At 64.6% G+C, this 25,983-nt stretch carries 22 protein-coding genes; all 22 read right to left on the reverse strand.

Translation table 11 applies throughout. The annotated features are described in order from the left end of the window. Positions 1-26: 26 nt before the first annotated feature. On the reverse strand, positions 27-992 hold the full coding sequence (locus B4F51_RS19410) for a DegV family protein (protein WP_296228178.1): 966 nt from the start codon (positions 990-992) through the stop codon (positions 27-29). Positions 993-1,207: 215 nt separating this feature from the next. Further along, positions 1,208-2,407 carry an acetyl-CoA C-acyltransferase gene (locus tag B4F51_RS19415; protein ID WP_296228180.1) on the reverse strand — a complete coding sequence of 400 codons (1,200 nt, stop codon included), beginning with the start codon at positions 2,405-2,407 and terminating at the stop codon, positions 1,208-1,210. Between the two features lie 41 nt (positions 2,408-2,448). Then, positions 2,449-4,929 (reverse strand): 3-hydroxyacyl-CoA dehydrogenase/enoyl-CoA hydratase family protein, encoded by a 2,481-nt coding sequence (locus B4F51_RS19420; RefSeq protein ID WP_296228181.1) that lies wholly within the window; start codon positions 4,927-4,929, stop codon positions 2,449-2,451. Between the two features lie 76 nt (positions 4,930-5,005). Beyond that, positions 5,006-6,793 (reverse strand): acyl-CoA dehydrogenase C-terminal domain-containing protein, encoded by a 1,788-nt coding sequence (locus tag B4F51_RS19425; RefSeq protein ID WP_296228183.1) that lies wholly within the window; start codon positions 6,791-6,793, stop codon positions 5,006-5,008. 52 nt (positions 6,794-6,845) lie between these two features. After that, complete coding sequence (locus B4F51_RS19430) at positions 6,846-7,436, reverse strand: TetR/AcrR family transcriptional regulator (protein WP_296228514.1); 591 nt, start codon at positions 7,434-7,436, stop codon at positions 6,846-6,848. Positions 7,437-7,840: 404 nt separating this feature from the next. Next, the gene (locus B4F51_RS19435) at positions 7,841-9,505 is read right to left on the reverse strand and encodes an acyl CoA:acetate/3-ketoacid CoA transferase (RefSeq protein ID WP_296228185.1); all 1,665 of its coding nucleotides are present in this window, start codon (positions 9,503-9,505) and stop codon (positions 7,841-7,843) included. A gap of 40 nt (positions 9,506-9,545) precedes the next feature. Continuing rightward, positions 9,546-10,814 carry a cardiolipin synthase ClsB gene (gene clsB / locus B4F51_RS19440; RefSeq protein ID WP_296228187.1) on the reverse strand — a complete coding sequence of 423 codons (1,269 nt, stop codon included), beginning with the start codon at positions 10,812-10,814 and terminating at the stop codon, positions 9,546-9,548. Next, positions 10,811-11,557: an endonuclease/exonuclease/phosphatase family protein gene (locus tag B4F51_RS19445; protein WP_296228189.1), complete on the reverse strand. Its 747-nt coding sequence runs from the start codon at positions 11,555-11,557 to the stop codon at positions 10,811-10,813. Before B4F51_RS19445 ends, clsB begins: the two co-directional genes overlap by 4 nt. Position 11,558: 1 nt before the next feature. Further along, positions 11,559-12,044 carry a dihydroneopterin triphosphate diphosphatase gene (gene nudB / locus B4F51_RS19450; protein ID WP_296228191.1) on the reverse strand — a complete coding sequence of 162 codons (486 nt, stop codon included), beginning with the start codon at positions 12,042-12,044 and terminating at the stop codon, positions 11,559-11,561. Positions 12,045-12,155: 111 nt separating this feature from the next. Then, entirely contained in the window at positions 12,156-13,031 is an 876-nt protein-coding gene (locus tag B4F51_RS19455; RefSeq protein ID WP_296228193.1) for a hypothetical protein, read from the reverse strand. Positions 13,032-13,197: 166 nt separating this feature from the next. Next, positions 13,198-15,024, reverse strand: coding sequence for an aspartate--tRNA ligase (gene aspS / locus B4F51_RS19460; RefSeq protein ID WP_296228195.1), 1,827 nt, complete (start codon positions 15,022-15,024; stop codon positions 13,198-13,200). Between the two features lie 88 nt (positions 15,025-15,112). Next, a complete protein-coding gene (locus tag B4F51_RS19465) occupies positions 15,113-15,847 on the reverse strand; it encodes a DUF502 domain-containing protein (protein WP_296228197.1) in 735 nt (244 codons plus the stop codon). A 31-nt stretch (positions 15,848-15,878) separates the two neighbouring features. Continuing rightward, entirely contained in the window at positions 15,879-16,220 is a 342-nt protein-coding gene (locus tag B4F51_RS19470; RefSeq protein ID WP_296228198.1) for an FmdB family zinc ribbon protein, read from the reverse strand. A gap of 246 nt (positions 16,221-16,466) precedes the next feature. Beyond that, complete coding sequence (locus tag B4F51_RS19475; protein WP_296228200.1) at positions 16,467-17,906, reverse strand: sodium:solute symporter family protein; 1,440 nt, start codon at positions 17,904-17,906, stop codon at positions 16,467-16,469. A gap of 248 nt (positions 17,907-18,154) precedes the next feature. Beyond that, the gene (locus B4F51_RS19480; RefSeq protein ID WP_296228202.1) at positions 18,155-18,784 is read right to left on the reverse strand and encodes an SAM-dependent methyltransferase; all 630 of its coding nucleotides are present in this window, start codon (positions 18,782-18,784) and stop codon (positions 18,155-18,157) included. Between the two features lie 24 nt (positions 18,785-18,808). Continuing rightward, positions 18,809-20,386, reverse strand: a complete 1,578-nt coding sequence (gene ubiB, locus B4F51_RS19485; protein ID WP_296228204.1) for a ubiquinone biosynthesis regulatory protein kinase UbiB — start codon at positions 20,384-20,386, stop codon at positions 18,809-18,811. Continuing rightward, the gene (locus B4F51_RS19490) at positions 20,383-21,039 is read right to left on the reverse strand and encodes a ubiquinone biosynthesis accessory factor UbiJ (protein WP_296228206.1); all 657 of its coding nucleotides are present in this window, start codon (positions 21,037-21,039) and stop codon (positions 20,383-20,385) included. Before B4F51_RS19490 ends, ubiB begins: the two co-directional genes overlap by 4 nt. 144 nt (positions 21,040-21,183) lie before the next feature. Beyond that, the gene (locus B4F51_RS19495; RefSeq protein ID WP_296228208.1) at positions 21,184-22,224 is read right to left on the reverse strand and encodes a Tim44 domain-containing protein; all 1,041 of its coding nucleotides are present in this window, start codon (positions 22,222-22,224) and stop codon (positions 21,184-21,186) included. A 120-nt stretch (positions 22,225-22,344) separates the two neighbouring features. Continuing rightward, a complete protein-coding gene (ubiE, locus tag B4F51_RS19500; RefSeq protein ID WP_296228210.1) occupies positions 22,345-23,076 on the reverse strand; it encodes a bifunctional demethylmenaquinone methyltransferase/2-methoxy-6-polyprenyl-1,4-benzoquinol methylase UbiE in 732 nt (243 codons plus the stop codon). A 51-nt stretch (positions 23,077-23,127) separates the two neighbouring features. After that, on the reverse strand, positions 23,128-23,544 hold the full coding sequence (locus B4F51_RS19505) for a DUF971 domain-containing protein (protein WP_296228212.1): 417 nt from the start codon (positions 23,542-23,544) through the stop codon (positions 23,128-23,130). Between the two features lie 37 nt (positions 23,545-23,581). After that, the gene (locus B4F51_RS19510; protein WP_296228213.1) at positions 23,582-25,426 is read right to left on the reverse strand and encodes an ABC transporter ATP-binding protein/permease; all 1,845 of its coding nucleotides are present in this window, start codon (positions 25,424-25,426) and stop codon (positions 23,582-23,584) included. 108 nt (positions 25,427-25,534) lie between these two features. Beyond that, complete coding sequence (locus tag B4F51_RS19515; RefSeq protein WP_296228215.1) at positions 25,535-25,978, reverse strand: HIT family protein; 444 nt, start codon at positions 25,976-25,978, stop codon at positions 25,535-25,537. Between the last annotated feature and the right edge of the window lie 5 nt (positions 25,979-25,983).

Raw genomic sequence — 25,983 nt, forward strand, 5'->3', positions numbered from 1 at the left:
TCTCCAAAGTGAAGCCCGCGCGGGTGCTAGATCGGCACGGGTGAATCAGATAGATAACCGACGGAGAACGCGTTGGCCCCCACGTTCAACGCCACGGTCAGGCTCATCGGCGCGAGCAGCACTTCCACGCCGCGGTCCTGGGCGGTCCGCATCAACGACTGCACCGGCTCCATGCGGCGCACGTTGTCGATCGAACCGGAATACGTGATCGCCACCACGGGCGTAGCCAGACGCTCCTCGGCGATCATGGTTTCGGTATGCGCCATCAGGCGACGAATGCCTTCATCGGAACCGCGCACCTTGGCGATGGCCTCGGTCTCGCCACGGTGCATGTGGATGAGCGGGCGCACGTTGAACGCCGTGCCCATCATGTAGCGGCCCCAGGTGATGCTCTTCTCGCCCTTCTGCTTGGCGCGCGTGTACATGTACAGCAATTCGTCGGGCACGAGGTAGACGTGCGAGGCATCGCGCAGGCGGTTCTCGATCACATGCACGACGTCACGCACCTCGGCACCCTCGCGCAACATGCGCGCAGCTTCGTGCACCATCAGCGCCTGGCCGGGGCCGATGGCGCCGGTGTCCACGACCGTCAGTTCGAATAGGCCGGAGCGGCCGGCATCCTTGCGCGGTTTGAAGCTCTTGGCGGTCGTGCCCACCACCGCGCCAGTGGCATGGCTGTAGAAATGGCTGCGCGAGCTGGCGATCGTCAGCAGCAATGCACGGTCGTGCTGCGTGACCACGTGCTTGAGCAGGAAATCCTCGATCTCGCGCTCCAGCAGCGGGATCGACTCGGCGTAGTGGTCCTGCTTGTCGACCAGGTATTTTCGGTAGAGCTGCGGCAGCGCGACCTCGTCGCGGCGGTCTTCCACGAAGATGTCGCCCGCGCGGATGCGGAACGGCACCACACCCAACCCCAGCTGATCGATCATCGAGCGCGGCATGTCGCATGCCGCGTCGGTCAATACGATTGTGTCGCCGACAGTGTTGCCCATCGCGCGCCCTCCTCTTGGTGCACCGCCGGTGACCCGGTGGTGTGTCTCCTCTGTTGCGGAATCGTGGCTCCGCTTCTATTGCGATACCGGCTGTGTGCCGGCCGCATTCTTCGGCGCGCTTGTCCGGAACGACTGCGCGCCTGCGCAACTATGCGTGGTGAGACGGGCGATTAGCAAGCAGGGGGAAGGCCTTAATCCTTCCCCCTTGCGTGGGGTCACATGCGTTCGAAAATGCCCGCGGCACCCATGCCGGTGCCGACGCACATCGTCACCATGCCGTACTTCTGGTTACGACGGCGCAGGCCGTGCACAACCGTGGCCGCACGAATGGCACCGGTGGCACCCAGGGGGTGGCCCAGCGCAATCGCACCGCCCAGCGGATTGATCTTGCTGGTATCCAGGCCCAGGTCCTGAATGACAGCCAGCGACTGCGCGGCAAACGCTTCATTCAGCTCGATCCAGTCGATCTGATCTTGCGTCAGGCCGCCAGCCTTGAGCGCGGCAGGAATCGCTTCCTTCGGGCCGATCCCCATGATCTCCGGAGGCACGCCGCGCACCGCAAACGATACGAAGCGCGCCAGCGGCACCAGGTTGAACTGCTTCAGGATCTTTTCCGACACCAGGATCAGCGCGCCCGAACCATCCGACGTTTGTGAGCTGTTGCCGGCCGTCACGCTGCCCTTGTTGGCGAAGACGGTGCGCAGCTTGCCCAGCCCCTCTACCGACGTATCGGCACGCGGGCCTTCATCCAGCGACATCGTGCGCGTCTTGATGTCGATGGCGCCCGTGCCCAGGTTCGGGAACTTCTCGACGATCTCGATCGGGGTGATCTCGTCCTTGAACTCACCGGCTTGCTGCGCGGCCAGCGCCTTCTGGTGCGACGCCAGCGAGAAGGCATCCTGCGCTTCGCGCGAGATCTTCCATTGCTGCGCGACCTTCTCGGCGGTCAGACCCATGCCGTACGCGATGCCGATGTTTTCGTCGCGCGTGAAGATCTCGGGCGACATCGACGGCGAGTTGCCCATCATCGGCACCATGCTCATCGATTCCACACCGGCGGCGATCATCACATCGGATTCGCCCACGCGGATGCGGTCGGCAGCCATCGCCACGGCGGTCAGGCCCGAGGCGCAGAAACGGTTGACGGTCACGCCGCCCACCGTGTTGGGCAGACCGGCCAGCAGCGCGCCGATACGCGCCACGTTCAGGCCCTGTTGCGCTTCCGGAATCGCGCAGCCCACGATGGCGTCTTCGATCAGCGCCGGGTCCAGGTTCGGCACCTGGGCGACAGCGCTCTTGAGGATGGTCGCCAGCAGATCGTCCGGACGCAGGTTCTTGAGCGTGCCCTTGGGCGCCTTGCCGATCGGGGAACGCGTTGCTGCGACGATGTAGGCGTCTTGCAGTTGCTTGGTCATGATGAAATTCCTGTTCTCGTGTTCGTCTACAGGTCGCGCAATCAGTTGCGCACCGGCTTGCCGGTCTGCAGCATGCCCATAATGCGTTCCTGGGTTTTGGAGCTGCCGAGCAGATCCACGAAGGCCTTGCGCTCCAGCGCCAGCAGCCATTCTTCGTCCACCAGGGCACCGGCTTCGACGTCACCGCCGCACACGGCTTCAGCGATGCGCGAGGCGATCGTGAAGTCGTGCTGCGAGATGAAGCCACCGTCGCGCATGTTCACCAGCGACGCCTTGATCGTTGCGATGCCCGAACGGCCCGCCACCGGAATGCCGACCGGACGCAGCGGCGCGCGGTAGCCCGAATCGGACAACGCACGCACCTCGTTGCGCGCAACGTGCAGCAATTCGTGCACGTTGAAGACGATGGTGTCGGTCGGCTGCAGGTAGCCGATCTTCTGCGCGTCCAGCGCGGAGGACGACACCTTGGCCATGGCCGCCGCCTGGAAGCGGTTGGTCAGGAATTGCAGGATGTTGGTGCTGCCCGCAGCCTGTGCGGCCTTGGCGGCTGCCAGCGCGGCTTCCTTCAGACCGCCGCCGGCCGGCACTAGACCCACGCCCACTTCCACCAGGCCGATGTAGGTTTCCAGCGCAGCCACGCGCTTGGCCGAGTGCAGCAGCAGTTCGCAGCCGCCGCCCAGCGCAATGCCCGACGCAGCAGACACAACCGGCACGCCCGCGTACTTCACCCGCATCATGCCGTCCTGGAACTTCTTGACGAACGGCTCGATGCCCTTGGCGCCGCCCATCATGAAGGCCGGCATGGCTTCTTCCAGGTTCGCGCCGGCCGAGAACGGACCACCCGGCGCGCCCAGCTTGAGCGACGTCGGCTGCCACACCACCAGACCCTTGTAGCCGGCTTCAGCCAGATCAACCGCACGCGTCAGACCGTCGATCACGCTCGGTCCGATCGTATTCATCTTGCTCTTGAACGAGACGATCAGCACATCGTCCTGCCCTGCCGCGTCGTCCACCCAGATGCGCACGGCGTCGGTCTCTTCGATGGTCTTGCCATACGTGAGCGGGTTCACCGTGGTCGCACCCTTGATCGGTGCGCGGAACACTTGGCGGCCGTACACCGGCAGCGTGCTGCGCGACAGGAACGTACCCTGCTTGGCCGACCACGAACCCTGGGCGGAATGCACACCGCCGTTGTCCGCCACCGGGCCGGCGAACACCCACTGCGGCAGCGCTGCGTTCGACAGCGCCTTGCCCGCTTCGATGTCTTCCTTCACCCACTCGGCCACTTGCTTCCAGCCGGCCTCTTGCCAGTCTTCGAACGGGCCGCTGTTCCAGCCGAAGCCCCAGCGGATGGCCAGATCGACCTCCGCTGCGGAATCGGCAATCTGCTCCAGGTACACGGCGATGTAATGGAACACGTCGCGGAAGACAGCCCACAGGAATTGCGCCTGCGGGTTGGTCGATTCACGCAGCAGCTTCAGGCGCTCAGCCGGCTCCTTCTTCAGGATGCGCACGACAATGTCGTCGGCCTTCTTGCCGCTCGGGCCGTACTGGCCGCTTTGCGGATCCAGCACCTTGATTTCCTTGCCTTCCTTCTTGTAGAAGCCGGCACCGGTCTTCTGGCCCAAGGCACCTGCCTCCACGAGCTTCGCCAGCACCGGTGGCGTGGCGTAGACCGGCGCGAACGGGTCGTCCTTCAGGTTGTCCTGCATCGTCTTGATGACGTGCGCCATCGTGTCCAGACCCACCACGTCCGCCGTGCGGAACGTCGCCGACTTGGCACGGCCCAGCTTCGAGCCCGTCAGGTCATCCACCACATCGAACGGAATACCGTACTTGGCCGATTCTGCAAACACCGCCAGGATCGAGAAGATGCCGACGCGGTTCGCGATGAAGTTGGGCGTGTCCTTCGCGCGGACCACGCCCTTGCCGAGCGCGGAGGTGAGGAACGTTTCCAGCTTGTCGAGAATGTCGCCGCGCGTGTGTGCGGTCGGGATCAGCTCGACCAAATGCATGTAGCGCGGCGGGTTGAAGAAGTGCACGCCGCAGAAGCGCGACTTCAGCTCAGCGTCAAACCCGTCGGACAGTTCCGTAATCGAGAGGCCCGACGTGTTCGATGCAAAGATCGCATGCGCAGCGATGTGCGGCGCGACCTTCTTGTACAGGTCGTGCTTCCAGTCCATGCGCTCGGCAATGGCCTCGATCACGAGGTCACAGTCGCGCAGCTTCTCGATGTCGTCCTCGTAGTTGGCAGCCTGGATCAGGTTGGCGTCATCCTTGATGCCCAGCGGCGCCGGCGACAGCTTCTTCAGGTTTTCGATCGCCTTGAGCGCGATGCCACTCTTCGGGCCTTCCTTGGCCGGAAGATCGAACAGCGTGACGGGAACCTTGGCGTTGACCAGGTGCGCGGCAATCTGCGCGCCCATCACGCCGGCGCCCAGCACAGCCACGCGCCGGACGAGGAAGTTGGAACGCTGGCCGGCCTGCGGCTGGGCGCTGGAGGGGAGTTCAGTGCGGGTCATTGTTGTCCTCGCGGGAGGTGAGGAAGAGACGAGCGAGGCGACGTCTGTGCACGTCGCCTCAAGAGGATGCGCCTGTTTAGAACAGGTCGGCTTCGAGTGCCATCAGCGTCGCGCCGCCGGCACGTGCCATGCGGATCTGCGAAGCCGTCTCAGGCAGCAGCTTGGCGAAGTAGAAGCGCGCCGTTGCCAGCTTGACCTTGTAGAACGTGTCGCCGCTATCTTGCTTTTCCAGGGCGATCTTGGCCATGCGGGCCCAGAAATACGAGAACACCAGGTGGCCGACCACGCGCAGGTACGGCACAGCAGCCGCGCCCACTTCGTCCGGATTGGCCATGGCCTTCATGCCGATTTCCATGGTCAGCTTCTGGACCTTGTCACCGATGTCGGCCAGCGGGTTGATGAACTCCTGCATGGCTTCGTTGGTGCCTTCGGCTTCAACAAAGTCCTGGACCAGCTTGCCGAACTTCTTCATCTTGGCGCCCATGTCGCCCAGAATCTTGCGGCCCAGCAAGTCCAGCGACTGCACGGTGTTCGTGCCTTCGTAAATCATGTTGATGCGGGCGTCGCGCACGTACTGCTCCATGCCCCACTCGGCGATGTAGCCGTGGCCACCGAAGACCTGCATGCCTTCGTTGGTAGAGATGAATGCGTTATCGCTCAAGAAGGCCTTGGCGATCGGGGTCAGCAGTGCGACCAGATCCGCCGCGTCCTTGCGCACGGACTCGTCTTCATGCGACAGCTCGCGGTCGATCTGCAGAGCGATCCAGTAGCTGAATGCGCGGCCGCCTTCGGCGAAGGCGCGCTGGGTCAGCAGCATGCGGCGCACGTCCGGGTGCACGATGATCGGGTCAGCCGGCTTGTCCGGTGCCTTCGGGCCCGACAGGCTGCGCATTTGCAGGCGCTCCTTGGCGTAGGCAGCCGAGTTCTGATACGCAACTTCGGTCAGACCCAGGCTCTGCATGCCGACACCCAGACGGGCTGCGTTCATCATCACGAACATGGCGTTCAGGCCCTTGTTCGGTTCGCCGACCATCCAACCCTTGGCGCCATCGAGGTTGATCACGCAGGTCGCGTTGCCGTGGATGCCCATCTTGTGCTCGATGGCACCGCAGGCCACGGTGTTGCGCTCGCCCGGGTTGCCGCTGGCATCGGGAATGAACTTCGGCACCACGAACAGCGAGATACCCTTCGTGCCGCCCGGCGCATCCGGCAGGCGTGCCAGCACCAGGTGGATGATGTTTTCGGCCAGGTCGTGCTCGCCTGCCGAGATGAAAATCTTCGTGCCGGTAATGGCGTACGAGCCATCGGCCAGCGGCTCGGCCTTGGTGCGCAGGATGCCCAGGTCAGTGCCGCAATGCGGCTCGGTCAGACACATCGTGCCGGTCCACACGCCCGACACCAGCTTGGGCAGGTAGCGTTGCTTGAGTTCGTCGGTGCCGTGCGCGTGCAGGGCTTCGTACGCGCCATGCGACAGGCCGGGATACATCGTCCAGGCCTGGTTGGCCGAGTTCAGCATCTCGTACAGCGCGTTGTTGATCAGGATGGGCAAGCCTTGGCCGCCGTACTCCGGATCGCAGCCCAGCGAGGGCCAGCCGGCCTCGACGTACTGTTGATACGCTTCCTTGAAGCCCTTCGGAGCGGTCACCACGCCGTCGCCATGATAGGTGCAGCCTTCGCGATCGCCGGACTGGTTGAGCGGGAAGATGACTTCGGAGCAGAACTTGCCGGCTTCCTCGATCACCTGGTTGATGGTGTCGGCATCGATCTCCGCGTGCTGCGGCATCTGCTTCAGATGGCCCTCGACATCGAGAAGCTCGTGGAGGACAAACTGCATGTCGCGCAACGGTGCGGTGTATTGACCCATCTTGGGCTCCTTGGTGTGTTGCTGCGCGACCCGCTAGGTGTGCGATGCCGCGTCAGGTTCTATAAGACTGAATCAGTTTATTAAGTGCCACCATGGCCAGCTCGGCGCTATCGGGAAGCCGCAGAAAACGCGCATCGTGATGCAGGCCCAACTCCAGGCTGTACATCTCGAAGAGCATCAACCTCGGGTCCGCCTCCGCACGCAAGTGGCCTTCTTCCTTCGCCTGCACGATCGCGCGCGTCAATGCCGACCGCCAGATCGTCACGCTCTTGACGAGTTCGTCGCGCACCGGGCTTTCGGCGCGGTCGTCGTACTCCACCGCGCCGCTGATGTAGATGCAGCCCGTGGTCACTTCCTGGATGCGACGCTCCATCCAGCGTCGCACCATGCTCCACAGGCGCGGCAGCCCGCGCGGTTCCGTCAAGCTCGGGTAGAAGACTTCCTGCTCGAACCGCTTGTGATACTCGCGAACCACTTCCACCTGCAGATCCTCGCGCGAGCCGAAGTGCGCGAACACCCCGCTCTTGCTCATCTGCATGCGCTCCGCGAGCACACCGATCGTCAACCCTTCCAGTCCGTCGCGCGAAGCCAGTTCCAGCGCGGCATCGAGAATCGCCGCACGCGTCAGCTCGCCCTTGCGCATCGGCGTGGCTGCTGCGTGATTCGATTCGAGACGAGCGTTCGGGTGACGCATGATGATTTCTCTCCGTTCATTTCTGGGGCTCAGCACACTGAAAAATCAACGCTTCGCAAGGCGCCTTTCGCATGCCGGGCAGGACTGTAAACCAGCCTGCGCAAACACTCTAGCCCAAAATCGAACGGTCGTTCAATTATTTACATGCGCCTGTTGAGCGGCAAGTGTTTTATTAGAAAGACGCGTCTAAACGAAGACGCCTCAAGGATGCCTTTCGCACTGCAACAGAGTTATCGCAAACCCTTTCAGCGAAAGGCTTTACGGGATGTGCGCCGCACCTAGAAAACACGTGCGGCGCAACATGCCTGATGGATTTTCTAGTGCTACCCGTCAGTAAATAAAGCTGGGCCAAATCAGGTCGACGCAGTACCGGCGGACATGGGGCCGCGACGAAAAATGCGTGCGTCCATCTCGCGCAGGTCGGCTGCCACGGCAACCTCCGCAGCGCACTGGTCGAGCACGTCGCGCTGCAGATCGATGCCGGGGGCGATCTCCGTGAGCGTGAGGCGGCGCCCGCCGTGCCCATCAGCGCGCATCTCGAAGACGGCGCGCTCGGTCACATAGCGCACCGGGATGCCCGCGCGTGCGGCGTAATCGCCATTGAAGGTGAGATGCGAGACAGCCGGCACGATCTTCTTCAGCCGGCCTTCGCGCACGATGCGCAGGCGGCCACCCTCCGCCTCCACCTGCAAACCACCGGCGGTGAGCGTGCCCATAAACACCACCGAGCGCGCGCTCTGGGTGATATTGATGAAGCCGCCCACGCCCGCGATGATGGTGTCGTTGCCCTCGCCGAACAAGCTGACGTTGACGTTGCCTGCGCCATCGAGTTCGGCCAGACCGAGGATGGCGAGGTCGATTCCGCCGCCCTCGTAGAAGTCGAACTGCGCGGGCTGGTCGACCACGGCTTCGGGATAGGCCGAGGCGCCAAAGCTGAGCCCATCCGCCGGCGTACCGCCGATGGGGCCGGCCTCCACCGTGAGCGTGAAGCCGCCCGCACCTTCCTGCTCCGCCAGCGCGCCCACGGCGGCAGGCATGCCCACGCCCAGGTTCACCACGCGCGGCTGTTGCGCCATCAGCTCCAGCACGGCACGGCGCTGCACCAGCATACGGGCGTCGAGCGCGCCATGCGGGCTGGCCTCCAGCGCCTCGCTTGCTTTCAGCGCGTCTTCCTTCAACTGAATCGCCTCGCCTTGCCAAGGGCGGATGTAAGTCGGGTTGAAGGCTTCGCCAAAGGTCATCTGATGCTCGGCTTCATCCTCGGCGACAACCACGTAGTCGACCAGGATGCCCGGCACGTGGATCGCCTGCAGGTTGTCGTGGCGATCCACCAGTCGCCGTACCTGGACGATGACGATCCCGCCCGAGTTGCGCGCGGCCTGCGCCATCGCCAACAGCTCGTGATGGAAGGCCTCTTCGTATGTGCTGATGTTGCCGCGCGGGTCGGCCGCCGTGCCTCGCAGGAAGACGCAGTGCAGCGGGAAACTCGGATAGAACAGATAGTCTTCACCGCGGAAACGCTCGAACTCGACCCACGACGCCGTGCCCGCCGCGCGCGCTGCCTTGGCACGCGCGTTGATGGCGGCGCCGTGATAGCGGGCGTCCAACTCGCTGCGCGGGTCGACGAAGGTGTGCAGGCCGATCTTGGTGAGCACACCCGGTTTGCCGCCCGCAATGGCGCGGTATAGATGCGTCAGCACACCCTGCGGCAGATTGAACGCATCGCACTGCTCGGCCAGCGCCAGGTCTGCCAGCCGCGTCGCCGAACGCCAATGGCCGCCGACCACACAGCGCGTCATGCCCGGATTGCCGAAGTGGTTGACGCCGCGCGTGGCGCGATCGCCCTGGCCAGCCGAATAGACCAGTGTGAGGTCGCGCGGCTCGCCAGTAGCCAGGAAGCGGCGCTCCAGCGCGTGCGTGACAGCCTCTGCATGGCCCGCGCCGACAAAGCCAGCGCACGCCACCGTCCATCCGGGCTGCACCAGCCGCGCAGCTTCATCTGCAGTGATGACTTGCATGTCTCCTCCGTGCTTGTTTTGTTCTTGTACGACTGAACCGCTAGTACTCCGCCGCCCGCCCGCTGATCGCCACGCCCAGCAGCACCAGGCGGTAGGCACACCAGTCCGCCAGACGCCACCACCAGCGGCGCGCCGCATGGGCATCGGCCAGCACCGGACGCGCCTGATGGGCAATGGCGTCTTCTAGCACCGTCTGCAGCCGCGCGGCCACCTCGGCATCCCAGGCGACCACATTGGCTTCGCGCGCGAGCAGCAGGCTGAACGGATCAATGTTGCTGGAGCCGACGGTGGCCCAGCGGTCATCCACCACCGCCACCTTGGCGTGCAGGAAGCTGGCTGTGTATTCGTGGATCTCCACGCCGTCACGCAGCAGCATGTGATACAGCGAGCGCGTCGCGTAGTGCTGCAGCGGATATTCGACGCGCCCTTGCAGCAGCAAGCGCACGCGCACGCCGCGCCGTCGACACGCGGCCAGCGCCCGCATGAAGCGCACGCCAGGCAGGAAATATGCGCTGGCGATGATCACTTCGTGACGCGCCGCACCCAGCGCGCGCAGGTATTCACGCTCGATGGCCCGCCGGTTGCGCACGTTATCGCGCAACACCAGCGAGGCCAGCACGTTGCCCGGCGCACGCATGTTCTCGGCACCGGATGCGCCACGATGGCGCGGCCTCGGTACATCGGTCATCACCGGAAACTCGGCCGCCACGCGGGTCACGCCCACCTCGCTGAGCCCTGCACGCACGCCCATCTGCCACCAGAGCCGATCAACCGTCAGCACGATCTGCGCAACCAGCGGCCCGCGCACGCGCACCGCAAAGTCGTAGCGCTCGCCCAGTGTGGCGTCGTGAAGCGGCGCGTGATTCTGGTCGTCAATGATGTTGATGCCGCCGACAAACGCGATCTCGTCATCGACGATGGCGATCTTGCGGTGCAGCCGGCGCAGGTGGCGGCGCTGCAGGCGGAAGCCGCGCACGGGACGATACACACGCCAGGTCACGCCCACCGCATCGAGCGTCGCCGCAATGTCGGCAGGCAGCGTGCCAGTGCCAAAGCCGTCGACGGTCAGATGGACTTCCACGCCGCGCTGCGCTGCGCGCGCGAGCGCTTCAGTCACGCGGCGCGCGGTGGCGTCTTCGGCGTAGATGTAGGTTTCGAGCGCAACGCGGCGCTGCGCCGCGTCGATGGCTTCGATCAGTGCCGGGAAAAACTCCGCGCCGCCGCACAGCAAATCCACATCGTTACCCGGCAGGGGCTTGCCCCGCCGCCACTCGGAACGCAGCGGCCCCGCATCGCGCACAACCCTCATGGGTGCGCCAGTTCCGCCAGCAAGGGCACGTGATCGGAGCGCTGCGCCCACTCGCGACCGGTCAACGCATGCGCGTGTTCGATGTCGAAACCGCGTACGTAGATGCGATCGAGCCGCAGCCACGGCAAGTGGCTCGGGAAAGTGCGCACGGGACGTGTATCAGCGGCCTTGTCGGCCACCTCGGTGGCACCCAGCGCCTGGCAGATGACGCGGTCGAGGCGGTTGTTCCAGTCGTTGAAATCGCCCGCCACGACCAGCGGTGCATCCTTGGGCACCACGGAGCGCACGCGCTCGATCAGCGCTTCGGCCTGCCGCTGCCGGCTGCGCGCAAACAACCCGAAGTGCGCGCACAGCAAATGCACCTCGCCGAAGCCAAGATCGGTCACGGCGTGCAGCAGGCCGCGCTGCTCGAAGCGGTGATCTGAGATATCGAGATTTTCCGACAGCAGGAGGGGAAAACGCGACAGGATGGCGTTGCCGTGGTGCCCGTGCTCGTAGACGGCGTTGCGGCCATAAACCGTATGCGGGTAGACATCGGTCGCCAGATAGCGCAGTTGCGTGTAGTTCGGGTCGAACAGCTCGGCGGCAACCAGGCGGTCGTTGCGGTCCTGCACTTCCTGCAGGAAAACGATGTCGGCGTCCATGGTATGCAGGCCCTGCCGCACGTCATGCACGCGCACGCGCCGCGCGATGCCTGTGACGCCCTTGTGGATGTTGTAGGTGGCGACGCGCAGACGCAGCATGTCAGGCTTGGTCCTTCGTGAATGCGGCCTGACGGGCGGCATAGGCGGCCAGACGTTCGGGCAGTTGCAGGATGGCCTCGCCGTTGCTGCGCGAGAAGCAGCGCGCGGCGGCGTCCTGGTAGGGCAGCCATTCGGCCTGGATATGCTCGCGGGGTGACAGGCGCACCGGCACCTTGCCGCTCACCAACAAGCCAAACCAGTGCTCGGTATTGCGCGTGACGCCTGGCGCGTAGCGGTGCCGCCAGCGCTGATAGATTTCATATTCGATCTGGTGGCCCCAGTCGATCAGGTGATGCCGGGCCGTATCGATGCCGGTTTCCTCCAGCACCTCGCGGCGGGCGGTCTCGGCCAGGGGTTCGTCGAGTGCGTCGCAACTGCCGGTAACGGATTGCCAGAAGCCCGGGTGATCTGCCCGCTCCATCACCAGTACCTGCAGCTCGGGCGTGTAGATGACGACGAGAACGGAAACGGGAATCTTGTGCGACATGACATTGGCAGCAACGGGCGGCGCGAGCGCGCCACAGTCCGATAGCTTACCGCAGCCGGACGCACGTGACTGTGATGTCCGCGATCGCCGGCGATACAACCGCCTGGGCAATCAGGCTGCGCGTAGTGGCCCCTGGCCGGTACGCGTGCGCCAAAGCCACAGCACCGTCTCGTCCGTGGCGGCCTCGTGGCCGAGTTCGCGGCGCACCATCGCCAGCAGCGGGTCGAGCATCGCGGCGTAGTCCTCAGCGGCTAGCTGCGATTGCGCCCACAGGGCCTCAGCCCGCTCGCCGAATTGCTGGCGCAGCGCGGCAAGCTGGGTAGTCAGCTCGCGCTCGCGGGTACCCAGCGCGTTGAACTTCTGGATCAGGAAGCGCTGCATCTCAGTCTGCTCGGACTGCGCGTTGACCTGCTCGAAACGCACAACGATGGCGGACGCCTCACGTTCGATGCGCTGCAATTCGTCGCGGCCATCGCGCTCGGCGGCCTGCAGCGTCTGCAGGGCACGACGCTCGGCCAGCAGAGCGCGTGCATGATCGGCAAAGCAACGCTCGGCGGCCAAGTGGGCTTCGGCCAGCGGGCGCGGCGTGTCGTACACGAGCGGATGGATGGGCGCCTCCGGAGCGGCCGGCGGCAGCGCTGTATCGGGCACCCGAAGGTTGGCGACGCCACGCAGCCAGCGCATGCGGTCGGCGGACAGGCGCCCCAGATCGCGCAGCGCCTCCCCCAGGACGTTGAGCGCCGCGGTTGATGCAAACGATGTTGGCATGACCGGATGTGCGCTCTGCGCCGCAGCGGCAATCTCCGGCACGCAAGCCGCTACCGTGGTTGCCACGGCTTCGGTCATGGCGATAGCGGCGCGGCGGGTGGCGCGGCGAATCTCGCTCCACGCCAGGAGCATCATTACTAGCGCGGCAACCAGCCAAGTCAGCAGAAATTCGGCGTGCGCAGCCACCCACGTGCGCACAAAATCGATGAATTCAATCAAGGGAAGTCTCCTTCGTCATCACTCAAGTGACACCAGCGAAGGAAACTGTGTAGCAAGCGACGTTCCCGCCCGCAGCAAACGCTCCGGACAGCCCAAAAACAAACCGCGCCGCCCTTGCGGGTCGGCGCGGTGTGCTGTGCGGCAATGCTGCGTTGTGCGGCGACGATCAGGCCGTGGTGGCAGTCGTCGGTGCAGCCACCTTTGCTTCGGCGGCGCGCAGGCGAATGTGCAGTTCGCGCAACTGTTTCTCGTCCACCGGGCTCGGCGCCTGCGTGAGCAAGTCCTGCGCACGCTGCGTCTTCGGGAAGGCGATCACGTCGCGGATCGAATCCGCGCCGGCCATCATCGTGACAACGCGGTCCAGACCGAACGCGATACCACCGTGCGGAGGCGCACCGTACTGCAGTGCGTCCAGCAGGAAGCCGAACTTGGCACGCGCTTCCTCATCGTTGATCTTCAGCGCGCGGAACACCTTGCTCTGCACTTCTTCGCGGTAGATCCGCACCGAGCCGCCACCGATTTCCCAGCCGTTGAGCACCATGTCGTAGGCCTTGGCCAGGCACTTGCCCGGGTCGGTCTCGAGGTATTCCAGGTGCTCGTCCTTCGGGCTCGTGAACGGGTGGTGCATGGCCACCCAGCGCGCGTCTTCCTCGTCGTACTCGAACATCGGGAAGTCCACCACCCACAGCGGCTTCCAGGCGTCTTCGAACAGGCCAGTGCTCTTGGCAAAGTCCGAATGGCCGATCTTCAGGCGCAGCGCACCCATGGCGTCGTTGACGACCTTGGCGCGATCAGCGCCGAAGAACAGGATGTCGCCATCCTGCGCGCCGCTGCGCTTGAGGATCTCGGCGATGGCCGCGTCGTGCAGGTTCTTCACGATCGGCGATTGCAGACCGTCGCGGCCCTTGGCTACTTCGTTGACCTTGATCCAGGCCAGACCCTTGGCGCCGTAGATTTCGACAAACTTGGTGTACGCGTCGATATCGCCACGCGACAGGGCAGCACCGCCCGGCACGCGCAGTGCGACAACGCGGCCACCATCGGCGTTGGCCGGGCCCGAGAACACCTTGAAGTCGACGTCCTTCATGGCGTCGGTCAGCTCCGTGAATTCCAGCTTGACGCGCAGGTCCGGCTTATCCGAACCGAAGCGAGCCATCGCCTCACGGAACTCCATCACCGGGAACTTCGCGTCCAGCTCGACCGACATGGTGTTCTTGAACACCGTGCGGATCATTTCTTCAAACAGGTCGCGGATTTCCTGCTCCGTCAGGAACGACGTTTCGCAGTCGATCTGGGTGAATTCGGGTTGGCGGTCTGCACGCAGGTCTTCATCGCGGAAGCACTTGGTGATCTGGTAATAGCGGTCAAAGCCCGACACCATCAACATCTGCTTGAAGAGCTGCGGCGATTGCGGCAGCGCGAAGAACTGGCCGGCGTTCACACGCGAGGGCACGAGGTAGTCGCGCGCGCCTTCCGGCGTGCTCTTGGTCAGCATCGGCGTTTCGATGTCGATGAAGCCCTTGTCGTCCAGGTACTTGCGGACTTCCATCGCCACCTTGTAGCGCAGGCGCAGGTTGTATTGCATCTGCGGGCGGCGCAGATCCAGCACGCGGTGCGTCAGGCGCGTGGTTTCCGAGAGGTTGTCGTCGTCGAGCTGGAACGGCGGCGTGACGGAAGCGTTGAGGACCGTCAGCTCGTGGCACAGCACTTCGACCTTGCCGCTGGTCAGGTTGGCGTTGGTGGTGCCTTCCGGGCGTGCACGTACGACGCCCTTCACCTGCAGGCAGAACTCGTTGCGCACGCCTTCGGCCACCTTGAACATCTCCGGACGGTCCGGGTCGCACACGATCTGCACCAGGCCTTCACGGTCGCGCAGGTCGATGAAGATCACGCCACCGTGGTCACGACGACGATGCGCCCAGCCCGACAGCGTGACGCTCTGGCCGAGCAGTTGTTCGGTGACCTGACCGCAGTATTGAGTACGCATTTGCATGTTGTGTTTTTCCGCGAAGCGCGCCGCCAACAGGGCGTCGCGCGAGAAAGTTGATCGGGGGCCGGAAGGGTCGACTCGCGCTACCGGCTCAGGGGGGCGATACGGCGCCGCCATCGGACAGCGCGGTCGGATTCGAGGGGTCGCGCGGCGATGTTGCCGGCGACCGATCCTCCGTCGGTGGCGTTGCATCGGGCGGGTCCATGCGGCGCGGCAGCGTTTCGGGCGCCACCACTCCCATTGACACGATGTACTTGAGCGCTGCATCCACCGTCATGTCCAGCTCGATGGTGTCGGCCTTGGGCATCATCAGGAAGAAGCCCGAGGTCGGGTTGGGCGTGGTCGGCACATAGACGCTGACATATTCGCCCAGCAGATGGTTTTCTACATCCCCGCCGGGGCGACCGGTCAGGAAAGCGATCGTCCATGAGCCTTCACGCGGGTATTGCACCAGCAGCGCCTTGCGGAACGCATTGCCGCTGGACGACAGCAGCGTGTCCGACACCTGCTTCACGCTCGTATAGATCGGGCCGACAACAGGAATGCGGCCGAGCAGCGCCTCCCACCACAACACCAGCTTCTGGCCGATGAAGTTGTGCGCCAGCACGCCGACGATCAGGATGAACAGCAGCGTGAGGATGGCGCCCAACCCTGGGATCCTCACACCGAACAGGCGATCGGGCTGCCAAGCCGACGGCAGCAGCGCCAGGCTCTGGTCCATCGTGCCGATGATGAGCGACAGCACCCACAGCGTAATCGCAAGCGGGACGAGCACCAGAAGACCGGTCAGGAACCACGTCTTGAGCGCGCTGGTTTTCTGTTTCATGGGACGACGGATCGAGGAATCAAGGACGCTGTCAATGGCACGCGCACGACGTGCCGCAACCGCCGGAGGTCGCCGCCGGCGTGCTGGACGCGCTGGCGCTGGACGATGCGCTGTCGGACGCGGCCGGTGCGGCTGCAGGGGCGGCGGCATCAGCCTTGGCCGTGGTGCTGGCAGCCGAGGTGCCGCCCGAGCCGCCACGGAAATCCGTCACGTACCAGCCCGAACCCTTGAGCTGAAAGCCGGCGGCCGTCAGTTGCTTCTTGAACGCCGGCGCGCCGCATGCGGGGCAATCCGTCAGCGGCGCGTCGCTCATCTTCTGCAGCACATCTTTGGCGTGGCCGCAGGCGTCGCATCGATAAGCATAGATCGGCATGGTGTCCTCACCCTGGAACAAACGAAATTCGAGAAAGCGATTTGGAATGCCCGCGCAGACCGCGAACATCGCGCGGGAAGTGCACGCAGGCTCGCGAAAGATCGGGGCGGATGCGCGTAATACAAGTGCTGGCGCGCAAAGCCTTGAATTATAAACCCTTTCCAGGGAATTCCCGCCCGCAGATTCGGAACCGGCGACGGCGGCGCGCTACAAAGTGGCACACCGCGCACGCTCGGCGCTGGACGGTCAGGCTTGCGTGGCGGCCTTGGCGGTGGGCGCGCGGTTCTCGATCCACTGTGGTCCGAGCGAGCCGAGGATCATTGCACTCAGGCTGGTCAGAAGGCCAACCAATTGTGGCGGGAACATCGCTTCCGGGAAGAACACCTCGCACCAGATCCAGACTGCCAAACCCAGGATGATGGCCAGCAGGCCACCCTGCTTGGTCGAGCGCTTCCAGAACAGACCGAAAGCCAGCGGCACGAAGGCAGCCACCAGCGTCACCTTGTAGGCGTTCTCGACCATGTGGAAAATCGACAGGTGCGAGTTCAGCGCAAACAGCGTCACCAGCACCGTAAAGACCAGCACCACGGCCTGCATCACGCGCAGGAAGCGGTGGTCGTCCATACGCGGCAGCAGCGGGCGCAGCACGTTTTCCGCAAAGGTAACGGACGGCGCCAGCAGCGTCGCGCTCGCGCAGCTCTTGATGGCCGAGAGCAGCGCGCCGAAGAACATCACCTGCGCAATCAGCGGCGCATGCTGCAGGACCAGTTGCGGCAGGATCAACTGCGAATCCGTGTTGATGTATTTCTCGACCATCGCCGGGTCGATCAGCGTGGCCGAGTACGCCAGGAACATCGGGATGAAGGCAAACAGGAAGTACAGCACGCCGCCCAGCACCGAGGCCGTACCGGCGATGCGCTCCGTGCGCGACGAGGTCACGCGCTGAAACACGTCCTGCTGTGGGATCGACCCGAGCATCATCGTGATCCACGCCGTAACGAAGCCGATCACCTCGATCGGGTTGAACGCCGGCCAGAACGAGAACTTGCCCGAAGCCGCCGCGTGCGCCACCACCGTGCTCACACCGCCGGCCTGGCCCGACACTTCCCAGCCGATGTACATCATGCCGATCACGATGATGATCATCTGGATGAAGTCCGTCACCGCCACCGACCACATACCGCCGAACAGGGTGTAGACCAGCACGCTGGCCGCGCCGATCATCATGCCGGTCTCCTGCGACAGCGCGCCGTCCGACACGGTGTAGAACACCAGGCCTAACGCCTTGATCTGCGCCGCCACCCAGCCCAGATACGACACGACGATGCATAGCGTGGTCAGCACTTCGGCCAGGCGGCCGAAGCGGTTGCGATAGAAGTCACCAATGGTGAGCAGGTTCATCCGGTACAGCGGCCGGGCGAAGAACAGGCCCACCAGGATCAGGCACAGGGAAGAACCGAACGGGTCGGCCACCACGCCGTGCAGGCCATCCTTGAGGAACACCGAGGGAATGCCCAGCACTGTCTCGGAGCCGAACCACGTGGCGAACACCGTGGCGGTCACGACATAGAACGGCAGGCCGCGGCCGGCCACCGCGAAATCGGCGGTATTGCGCACGCGCAGTGCGGCCCAAAGGCCGATCCCGACCGAAATCACCCAGTAAACAATGACAAACCAGATCAGCATGGCAGCGCGGAAAGAAGCTGGAAAACCCCATGGCGGCCACGCCGGGCGCCGGGCGAAATGGCGCGATTATAGCGATGGGATACCCCGGCTGGGCATTGGTGCGACCACGAATGCCGGCCGGCTTCCCACTTTTTCACGCGGCGCCCCGCAACGGGCGTCCACAGGCTTTTTGCGGATCAACCGCCATGTTGCTTCGCACCAACACAACGGCGGTCGATGAGCATCCGTGCGGCGCGAAAGTCGCCTGATCAGCCAGCACGCCGCTGCCAGACCTGCCAGCGCTCGCGCCCGGCAAAGACCGGAATCGAATCGGACTCGGCGATCGGCGTGTCGCTGATCCGCTCGAAAGCAGGCGACAGCAGCGCATCCAGTTCGGGCTGCGTGACCTCAAACGGCGGGCCTTTGGGCGACGCCTCCCTGCCCTCCACCACGGCAAAGAAACCGGCCAGCAAGCCGCCCCGCGGCAGTAGCCTGGCGACCTGCGCCGCGTAGTCCGGCCACAGGCGGCGCGGCATCGCGCACAGGAAGGCACGTTCGTAAATCCACTGCACCGGCCGGTGCGGCTCAAACCGGAAGAAATCCGCCAGTTCCACCACATCGGCATACGGGCCCAGTACGGCCTTGGCCGACGTCACCGCGCTCGGCGCGAAGTCGATGGCCGTCACGGGCCAACCACGCTCGGCCAGCCAGCCGGCCTCATAAGCGTTGCCGCAGCCCGGGATCAATGTGGAGAGCGGCGCGGGCTGCGCTTCGAGGAATTCCCGGAAGGCGGACGGCACGCCATGCGCATCCCAGGGCGTATGGTCACGGCTGAAGCGCTCGTCCCAGAAAGCAGGATCGGCGGCATCACGGGATTGGAAAACGGGCGGTTCAGCCATGGCGCTAGAAATGAGTTCAGACGATCAATGACGTGCCAGCCACGCCAGCACGTGCGTGGCAATGATGCCGACGGCAAACCCGCCAATAAACAGCAGCGCTGCCGAAAGCAACCGGTTGGTACGCCGCTGCTCGGCCAGCAGCGCGGTGAGTGCGGCCGTCTGCGCACTGCCCTCATCGCGGGCATGACGATCGAGAATCTGATGCACCAGGCGCGGCAAGTCCGGCAGCTTGTTGGCCCACTGCGGCGCCTCGACCTTCAGGCGCTCGATAAAGCCGCGCCAGCCGATCTGTTCATGCATCCAGCGTTCGAGGAACGGCTTGGCGGTCTTCCACAGGTCCAGGTCCGGATCAAGCTGGCGGCCCAGGCCTTCCACGTTCAGCAGCGTCTTCTGCAGCAGCACGAGCTGCGGCTGCACTTCCACGTTGAAGCGGCGTGAGGTCTGGAACAAACGCATCAGCACCAGGCCCAGCGAGATTTCGCCGAGTGGCCGGTCGAAGTACGGCTCACAGCAGGCGCGGATGGCGCCTTCGAGTTCTTCCACGCGTGTCTCTTCCGGCGCCCAGCCAGACTCGATATGCAACACTGCCACGCGGTGGTAGTCGCGCTGGAAGAACGCCAGGAAGTTCTGCGCGAGGTAATTCTTGTCGAACTCCGACAGCGCCCCGACGATGCCGAAATCCAGCGCGATATAGCGGCCCAGCGTCTCGGGGGCCACGCTCACAAGGATGTTGCCGGGGTGCATGTCGGCGTGGAAGAAGCCGTCGCGGAAAACCTGCGTGAAGAAGATCTCCACGCCATCGCGCGCGAGCTTGTGCATATCGACGCCGGCCGCGCGCAGCTCTTCAGTATGCGAGATGCGCATGCCATGCATGCGTTCCATGACGAACACGTCGGACGTACACCAATCCCAGAACACCTCAGGCACCAGCAGCAGGTCGGACTTGGCGAAGTTGCGGCGCAACTGGCTCGCGTTGGCCGCCTCGCGCATCAGGTCGAGTTCGTCGTGCAGGTACTTGTCGAACTCGGCGACCACCTCGCGCGGCTTCAAGCGGCGAGCGTCGGCCCAGAGCTTTTCCATCCAGGTGGCGAGGTCGCGCATGAGCGCGAGATCGCTGTCGATCACGGGCAGCATGCCCGGGCGCAGCACCTTTACCGCCACCTCGCGGCCGTCGTCGGGGCCGCCGCGCAGCGTGGCGAAATGCACTTGCGCGATGGACGCGCTCGCCACCGGATGATGGTCGAAACGATGGAACAGCGCTGACAGCGGTTTGCCCAGCGATTTCTCGACAATGGCCGCCGCCACCTTCGGATCAAACGGCGGCACGCGATCCTGTAGCTTGGCCAACTCATCCGCCACGTCGGGCGGCAGCAGATCACGCCGTGTCGACAGCACCTGCCCGAACTTCACAAAGATCGGCCCGAGCTTTTCCAGTGCCAGGCGCAGCCGCTCGCCGCGTGGGCGCGTGGGCTTGCGACCCAGGGTCAGCACCCACACCAGCGCGCGGATGCGGCGGCTCTTGAAGCCCGACAGCGCGAGCTGGTCCAGCCCGTAGTACAGGATGACGAAGATGATCTTGCCCAGCCGGAAGAGACGCGTCATGCCGATTCACCCGCGCGTGCCGTCAAGGTTGCTGGGCGCGCGAGCTTCTCAAGCCGCTCCAGGCGTTTGACCAAGCGGGCCTCCGCATCACGCAGTGCAGCCACATCCGCGGCAAATTGCGCTAAGCGCGCATGACGCACGAGCGTCGGTTGCTCATCCGTGAGGTATGACGCCACGGACTCCGCCAGCGAACGGCCAACGCGCGTGGCTTCCGTGCGCGCGACCTGCGCGCCGCTCACCATGCGCTGCGCGACCACGTCGCCGAACACGCGCGACAAGTCTTCCGCCGCATCCCAGCGCAGGTTGCGCAGCAGCGTCGACAACACATTGGCGAACTCGGCCTCGCCTTCGATGCGCACATGCTTGAGCACGGCAGCCTGCCCGCCCGTGGCGTAATCGCTGGCGGCAGACATGAGCGGTACGACCACCGTGACGGCAGCTTCGGCTCCCGCCTCGGGTACCGTCACCAACCCGGCCGGATCGACCTGCAGCGTCAGCGACACCGGCGCCAAATCAAAACGCGCGGCGCGGCCCGCGAACGGGCGCAGCGTCTCCTGCGCCCAGGGCTCCTGGCGCAGCAGATGATTGAGCGCGAGCAGCAGCGGCTGCATCAGCACAGAAGGAAACGAAGATGGAGTGGCAGTCGAAGACATGCGGCGATGGTGCGCAAAAGCGGCCAGAAGCGGGCTAGCCGGCGGCCAACAAAAAAGGCCCGAACCGGACGGTCGGGCCCTATTTTACGGGGAATGCTGCGACGGCCGTTTTGCGCCGCCTCAGTACACCCCGGCGTTACTGCGTCATTGCAGTTGTTGGATGCCTGCCAGCACCCAACCACCGCTGCCTTGCGTCGGCTTGGTCAGGTTCCACACCTCTGCGAACGGCTGGGCCGGCGCGTTGGTTTCCTCGCGGATCATGCCCGAGAAGCGCACGCTTGCCAGGTGTTCGGCGGCCTGCGTCTCGATGCCGAGCAGCTCGGCTTCGACCGAGACCACGTCAGTCTTGTTGGGCGCGGCGCCGCGGTCGGCAAGATCCATTTTGATCTCGGCGAACATCTCCGGCGTCGTGAATTCGCGGATGTCGTTCAAGTTGCCGGCATCCCATGCGGCCTGCAGGCGAATGAAGTAGACCTTGGCGTTGCGCAGGAAGGCTTGCGTGTCGAAGTCCGCCGGCACGCCCCACGGCTGTTGCGGTGCGGCTGTGGCAGGTTGCGCATTGACGGCTTGAGCGGCCGGGCCACCCAGATTCCACGATTGTGCAGCCGTCGGTGCGCCGGCACCCAGGCCCGACGTGTTGCCGTTGTTGAGCGACGCAGCGGCGGGCGCGGAAGCCTGCGGAGCCGGCGCGGCAGGCTGCGGCACATACGGCTCGCGGTCACCACCCAGCGACGGACCACCCGTGGCGTAGGCCGGACCTTGCGGACGGCTGCCACGCACCTTGCGGATGATCCACATCACCACGAAGGCGACAAGGGCGATCAGGATCAGGTTCGAGAGCAGCGAGGCAAGGCCCGCGCCCAGACCGAACTTGGAGAGCAGATAGCCGATCCCCAGACCGGCGGCCAAACCGCCCAGCATGCCGCCCCAGTTGCGGCGCGGCTGTTGTGCAGGCGCGGTCGGGGCCGGCGCGGCAGGCGACGGCTGTGCGGCCGGTGCGGCCTGCTGCGTGGGCGAAGGCGTGGTCGCCGGCGGCGTTTGCTGGCGTTGCGTCACGGTGGACGATTGCTTGCCAAAGCTGCGGCTGCCGCCCATGCGCTTGGCGTTGGCGTCGACCGCCGTGCCCAGAGCGATCGTCGCAACTAGCGCGCCGACCATCAATTTTCCACCCCAATGCAAACTCATCGCTGTCTTCTCTCCAATGGCAGTGACGCCATTAGATGAAGACGTCAGCGCCGAATTCAATGTGTGGGATCGTGGCATATCGTCGCAGCGCACTGCATCGACCATCCGGTGGACCATCAATCAGAGGCGACGACCGACGTGCAGGGCCACGACACCCGCCGTCAGGTTGAAATATTCGACCGAGTCCAACCCGGCCCGTTCCATCATCTGCTTGAGCGTTTCCTGATCCGGGTGCATGCGGATGGACTCGGCCAGGTAGCGGTAGCTCTCGGCGTCGCCAGCCACCTTGCTGCCCAGCCAGGGCAGCACCTTGAACGAGTAGACGTCGTAGGCTTTCTCCAGCGGCTGCCACACCTTGGAGAACTCCAGCACCATCACCTTGCCGCCTGGTTTGACCACGCGGCGCATCTCGGCAAGCGCACGATCCTTGTGCGTCATGTTGCGCAAGCCAAATGCCACTGTCACCACATCGAAGTAAGCATTCGGAAAGGGAATGTGCTCGGCATCGCACAAGGCGGTCGGCGTGAGCACGCCGGCATCGAGCAGGCGGTCGCGGCCGACACGCAGCATGGATTCATTGATGTCGGTCAGCCACACCTCGCCGGTCGGACCGGCTTGGCGCGCGAAGGCCTTGGCGAGATCGCCCGTGCCACCGGCAATGTCAAGCACCTTGTAGCCGGGACGCACCGCTGCCTGGGCGATGGTGAACATCTTCCACAGCCGGTGCAGGCCGCCGGACATCAGGTCGTTCATCACGTCGTACTTGCTGGCGACGGAATGGAACACGCCGGCGACCTTGCCGGCCTTCTCGCGCTCGTCGACCTGCTCGAATCCGAAGTGGGTTTGGCTCATGACAGAAAGGGATGCGGATGCGGCGCCCGCGCGCCGCGATGTGAATTGGGATCAGTGGCCGTGGCCGCAGGCGTGGCCCGCGTTGGGCGCCATCGGTGCGTCGCGGTCGAGGCCGGCGGCAGTCAGGCGATCAAGGTACGCTTGCCACAGCGTGTCGTGCTCAACGCCAAGGCGATACAGGTAGGCCCAGTCGTAGATGCCGGAATCATGGCCGTCGGAAAACAGCGGGCGGATCGCGTAGTTGCCCACCGGCTCCACGCCGACGATGCCGACGTCGCGCTTGCCGGTCTGCAGCACTTCCTGGCCTGGCCCGTGCCCCTGCACTTCGGCCGACGGCGACAGCACGCGCAGGTATTCGAACGGCAGGCGAAACTGCTTGCCGTCAGCAAAGGCGATTTCGAGCACGCGCGATTGCGTGTGCACGGTCAGGCCGGTCGGGTGTGGGGTGTCGGCGGAAAGTCCGGCCATGAAAAAAACGTCTCGGTGATTGCCTGAAAATTGCGAATCAGGAAGCGGCCAGCACCATGTGCGCCGGCTCTTCCACCACCCGATAGCTTACCGCAGTCAACGGATCGCCCTCGGGGATGTAGCGCAAGCGGCGGTGATGGAAACGTGCCACCGTGCTGCGGTGCGCCACACTCACGATGGTCACATCGGGCATCGTTTCGAGCATCAGGCTGTACATGAACGCCTCGGTGTCTTCGTCGAGTGCGCTGGTTGCTTCGTCGAGGAAAAGGTAGTCGGGGCGCTGCAGCAAAGCGCGCGCGAAGGCCAGGCGCTGCTGCTCGCCGGGAGACAGGCGCAGGCTCCAGTTGCTCACCTCGTCCAGCAGGTCGACCAGCGCCGAGAGGCGGCAGGCGGCCAGCACTTGCGCCAAGCGCTCGGCGGTGTATTCGGTGGCGAGATCAGGATACGACAACGCATCGGCCAGCGTACCGGACGGCAGGTAACTGCGCTGCGGCAAGAACAGCACGCGCGCATCGTCGGGCACCTCGATGCGGCCGGTGCCGTAGGGCCAGATGCCGGCCACGGCGCGCACCAGCGTGCTCTTGCCGCAACCGGATGGGCCGTTGACCAGCACCCGTTCCCCACGCGCGAGGGTCATGTCGAACGGTTCGACCAGCAGATCCTCGGGCTTGCGGTTGGGCAGATTCAGCGCCAAACCGCGCGCCTCGATGGCGGGCACGGGCGCGGTCTCGACCTCGACATCGCGAATGCCGGCACGGTGCTCTTCTTCGCGATCAGCAGCGCGGATGGCACGCTGGAATTCAATCAGACGGTTGGTGGAAGCCTTCCAGCTCACCAACGTGCTGTAGTTATCGACAAACCACGACATCGCGCCCTGCACCTGCCCGAAGGCGGTGGCGACCTGCATCATGCCGCCCAGTGTGAGTGTGCCGCCAAAGTAGCGCGGCGCGGACACCAGGAACGGAAAGATGATGGCGAACTGCCCATAGCCCGAACTGGCAAAGTTCAGGCGCCGGGTGTAGTCCATCAACTGGTTCCAGTTCGCGCGAATACGCTCGAAACGGCCGCGCAGAATAGCCTTTTCCGTGGGCTCGCCACGGTACAGAGCGATGCTCTCGCTGTTCTCGCGCACGCGCACCAGCAGGAAACGGAAATACGCTTCGTAGCGCTCCTGCTGGAACGACAGCCCGATCAACGGCCGGCCCACGAAGTGGATGATGACCGAGCCCAGCACCGAGTACAGCAACGCGAACCACACCATATAGCCGGGGATGACGAAGTCATGCCCACCCAGCGCGAACGCCAGCGGCCCCGACACGGCCCACAGGATGCCGAAGAACGACACCAACGTGACCGCCGAATTCAGGAAGCCCAGCCCCAGCGTGAGCGTGGCATCGGTGAAATTGCGCAGGTCGTCGGCGATCCGCTGGTCGGGGTTGTCGGCGGTGCGGGTCTGCTCCAGGCGGTAAAAGGCCTGCTTGCCGAGCCAGTCGTCGAGAAAGCTGCCGGTGATCCATGTCCGCCAGCGCATGCGCAGCATCATGGTGTAGTACTGGCGCAGAACCTGCGCGACGATGATCAGCGCGGCAATCCACGAGAAACGCCCGAGTTGATGCCAGAACGCCGCTCTGTCCTTCTGCTCCAGCGCGTTGTAGAAGAACTTGTACCACTCGGTGTACAGCACGGTCATGTAGACCACGAACAAGCTCAGCGCAATGACGAGCGCCAACAACCCCCAGGCCTTGTAGCGGTCTTCCGAGAACCAGTACGGGCGGATCAGTTGCCACGTCTCGGACAGATTCAGCCGGCCGTGATGAACATTCAGCTCGGCGATGGAATCCTTGTGGGAATCAGGTGTAGCGGCGGTGCGCGGTGTCGTCATGGCGATGGCTGTAGCACGACAGAAAGACGGACAGAATGAGAGTCTGACGGACTACGCGCTACGGGGGTTCCGCGCAGAGCGTAGCGTTGCGTTACCGGTGGTAACCGCTCAGACGTCGGCGAGCGCCGATTGCAGCGCATACGGCAGCGCCGGCAGCTTGGCCGCGACCTCGGCGATGCGGACGGCATCAGGCTGGCGCTGAGCGGGTCCCCAGACGGCTTCCGGGAAATGCGTGTCCCATTGATAACGCGGGATGACGTGCCAGTGCAGGTGCGGGACGAAGTTGCCGAAGCTGGCGAGATTGATCTTGTCCGGCGCCAGCTCGGCACGCAGCACGCGCTCCACGCGCGTGACAACCTCCATCAGCCAGTGGCGGTCGGCATCCGACAGATCCGTCTGCTCGGCCACGTGGTCGTTCCAGATCACGCGGCAGAAGCCTGGGAAGCGCGCGTGCTCAACCAGCACCACGCGCGCCCGGGCATTGCGCCAGACCGGCTCGCCGCCATCGGTCTCACACAGCGCGCAGCCGGGCGCCCGGTCGCCCGTCGTCACACTGA

It is taken from the genome of Ralstonia sp. UBA689, assembly GCF_002298975.1.
Taxonomy (GTDB): Bacteria; Pseudomonadota; Gammaproteobacteria; order Burkholderiales; family Burkholderiaceae; genus Ralstonia.